At 70.0% G+C, this 3,031-nt stretch carries 5 protein-coding genes; 1 reads left to right on the top strand and 4 read right to left on the bottom strand.

The window, feature by feature from the left end; all coding sequences use genetic code 11:
* Positions 1-43: 43 nt before the first annotated feature.
* The gene (locus AMK24_RS32465; protein ID WP_242435353.1) at positions 44-475 is read right to left on the bottom strand and encodes a DUF6009 family protein; all 432 of its coding nucleotides are present in this window, start codon (positions 473-475) and stop codon (positions 44-46) included.
* 134 nt (positions 476-609) lie between these two features.
* Positions 610-1,569: a hypothetical protein gene (locus tag AMK24_RS32460; RefSeq protein WP_199876560.1), complete on the bottom strand. Its 960-nt coding sequence runs from the start codon at positions 1,567-1,569 to the stop codon at positions 610-612.
* Positions 1,570-1,781: 212 nt separating this feature from the next.
* On the opposite strand from AMK24_RS32460, the gene AMK24_RS32455 reads away from it, so the two are divergent.
* Positions 1,782-2,360, top strand: a complete 579-nt coding sequence (locus AMK24_RS32455) for a carboxymuconolactone decarboxylase family protein (protein WP_073772455.1) — start codon at positions 1,782-1,784, stop codon at positions 2,358-2,360.
* Between the two features lie 20 nt (positions 2,361-2,380).
* Here the strand turns inward: AMK24_RS32455 and AMK24_RS32450 are convergent, their stop codons facing one another.
* Positions 2,381-2,782, bottom strand: a complete 402-nt coding sequence (locus AMK24_RS32450) for a DUF6009 family protein (protein ID WP_073772454.1) — start codon at positions 2,780-2,782, stop codon at positions 2,381-2,383.
* A partial coding sequence (locus AMK24_RS32445) for a primase-like DNA-binding domain-containing protein (RefSeq protein ID WP_274535093.1) occupies positions 2,779-3,031 on the bottom strand: 253 nt, incomplete at its 5' end. The genes AMK24_RS32450 and AMK24_RS32445, both read right to left, overlap by 4 nt.

Below are 3,031 nucleotides of genomic sequence, written 5' to 3'. Positions count from 1 at the left end.
CCACACCGGCCGCTTCCTCACCCACCACGAGACCACGCCGTGATCAGGACGGAGGCGTCGAACGCGAACCGGAACCGTTCGGAGGACCGACCCCCGGGTGGTGGTGGGGGTGGGAGAGGGGTCCGCCTTCGGAGCGTTCGGTTTTGTGGCCTTTGGCGCGGGGGGTGAGGGTGGTGGGGTCGACGGCTTCTGCGGGTGCGCCGGTGGCGTAGAGGCCTTGGGGTGCGGTGTCGCGGTCGTGGGGCAGGAGCCAGAAGACGCGTCGGCGGAAGGTGCCGGAGGAGCGTGAGGGGCGGGCTCGGGGGTGGAGTACGGCGTATCCGACCATGCGGCCGTCGCGGTGGTAGGCGGGTTTTCCGCGTCGGTTGGGCAGTCGGTCCAGGCTCTGTCGTACGTAGTCCAGGATCGAGATGTCCTCCAGCCAGACCAGCTCCGTTTCCTCACTGATCTCGTCCCCGTCGATCAGAGCACTCACTCCGCCTCCTCCTCGACCACAGCCGCTACTGGACACTGTGCACCGGGCCCGCGGCCATGAGCAGCCTAAAGTCGGATACCGCAACGGCCCGGCGCGGGGGTATGGCATCCTCCCTCCGGCACGGGCCCAGGATCTCAAGCGGCCCACGGAGCGATCGGATACCACGGGATGACCTCCCGGCGCGCGAGGATCCTGACGTCCCAGTACAGGAACGTGAAGACACCCGCCACGATCAGGGTCACCGCGGTCACGGCCGCCATCCGACCGGGATCCGCCGTCATCCAGGCAGCCGCCCGCCCGCCCGCGAAGTACGCCAACAGGAAGAAGACCACCGCGATGACCAGCACGTTGCCGATCGACTGCAACAGGAAGGCCGACGCCCCGTAAAGAGGGTTGCCGCTCTGCGCCGCGTCGCGGAAGAGCTGCCGGAACAGCGGATACGGCCGCCCCACCAGGAACCCCCCGACCAGGACCCCCATGAACACCGTCTGAGCCTGCGGAAAGCGACGGGACGCCTTCGCGAACGGATCACGGGTGTACCCCAGCGCGCTGAGCCCCAGCCAGAACATCGCCAGCCCGATCACCCCGAACGTGACCATCGACTGCACCGTCCGCCCCGACAACTCCCCCGCGACCGGCTGCGCCTGGGAGAACTGGGGCATCGACGTCCCCACCAGACCGACCACCGCCCCGTACGTCACCGAGACCGCGGCCATGCCGAGGAACAGCCATCCCAGCGGCTGAAGGGCCCGCACCGCCCGGCCCGCCCGGCTGTTCACGCTTCCCAGCATCGGGGCGACCGAACCGAACACCGCGATGTTGCACGCGGTGAAGGTCCCGGCCAGACCGGAGACGAAGGCGAAGACCGTCCCGGACACCACCGACGTCAACGCCGACGCCTCCGGATCATGTCCGAGCAACGACGTCGCGATCGTGCCGCCCACGACCTGGTCCACGAACTCCGCCGACCAGACGACGGTCAGCACGAACCCGGCGAACGCACTCAGCAGAAGCAGCAACCCGCGCCGCCGGACCGCCGGCCCCTCCGCCGCCCCTCTCCGCTCCCGCGCCGCTGACTCAGCGATGCCTGCCACAACAGGTCCCCCTCCACGGCTGCCGGAAAGTTCACAGCGTAGAAGCGGCGCTGGGCGGACCCATCTCCCAGAATGCTCGCCCGAAGCACGGAACCGAGAACGGGCCGATGCCACACCGGATCCCGACACACAAGCGCACGAAGGGAGTTGAGCGAGGATGCTCCCCCGGTGAACATGAAGGCGTCTTCGCCCGCGCGCATCCGAGGAGCCCCGTGCCGCACATAGCCATCGGCAATGACCACCCCGGTATCCGGGGGCTGATGTTCCTCCGGCCCGACACCGCCGCACCGCTCAACCACCTCGCCAACGTCCTGCTGCGTGCCCCCGCCTCCCTGAGCCGGGGCGAACGGGAGCTGATCGCCGCCTACGTCTCCCGCTTGAACGAGACACCGTTCTGCGCCGGAACCCACGGGGCCGCGGCGGCAGCCCAGTTGGACGGGGGCCCCGAGGCGGTGGCCGCCGTCCTCACCGCACCGCAGGACGCCCCGGTCTCCCCCCGGCTGCGCGCCCTGCTGGCCATCGCCGCCGAAGTCCAGGCGGCGGCGCGCCCCGTCACCGACGAGGCAGTGGCGGCCGCCCGCGCCGCGGGCGCCGAGGACAGCGACATCCACGACACCGTGCTGATCGCCGCCGCCTTCTGCATGTACAACCGCTACGTCAGCTGCCTGGCGACCGACATCCCGACGCAGGACGACTACTACGCCCAGGCCGCGGACCGCATCGTCACCGACGGCTATGCCACAGCGGGCGAACAGAAGGACACCCTGGCCGGCAACGCCCTCACCGGCTGAAACGAGCCGCCACTGCCTCATCACCCCGGCACGGGCGTGCCCGGGTGGTGGTGGGGGTGGGAGAGGGGTCCGCCTTCGGAGCGTTCGGTTTTGTGGCCTTTGGCGCGGGGGGTGAGGGTGGTGGGGTCGACGGCTTCTGCGGGTGCGCCGGTGGCGTAGAGGCCTTGGGGTGCGGTGTCGCGGTCGTGGGGCAGGAGCCAGAAGACGCGTCGGCGGAAGGTGCCGGAGGAGCGTGAGGGGCGGGCTCGGGGGTGGAGTACGGCGTATCCGACCATGCGGCCGTCGCGGTGGTAGGCGGGTTTTCCGCGTCGGTTGGGCAGTCGGTCCAGGCTCTGTCGTACGTAGTCCAGGATCGAGATGTCCTCCAGCCAGACCAGCTCCGTTTCCTCACTGATCTCGTCCCCGTCGATCAGAGCACTCACCCCGCCCCTTCCTCCCCGCCGTCGAGGAGCCCGATGCCGGGGTAGTACTTGCGCTGGTTCGACAGCAGCATCTCCTTCGGCGACGCCAGCCCGACGGTCTCTCGGATGCGGGCGGCGAAGGCGCGGGAGGTGGCGGGAGTGATGCCCTCGTGCCGGGACCAGGCCGTGTACGCGTGGTACAGGCGCGCTTGTTCGACCCGGTGGCCGGGCTGGAGGGTGCAGCGCTCGGTGAGGAAGCGGCCGGTGTGG

Source organism: Streptomyces sp. CB02366, from assembly GCF_001905905.1.
GTDB lineage: Bacteria > Actinomycetota > Actinomycetes > Streptomycetales > Streptomycetaceae > Streptomyces.
This window is presented reverse-complemented; position numbering and strand designations above follow the sequence as displayed.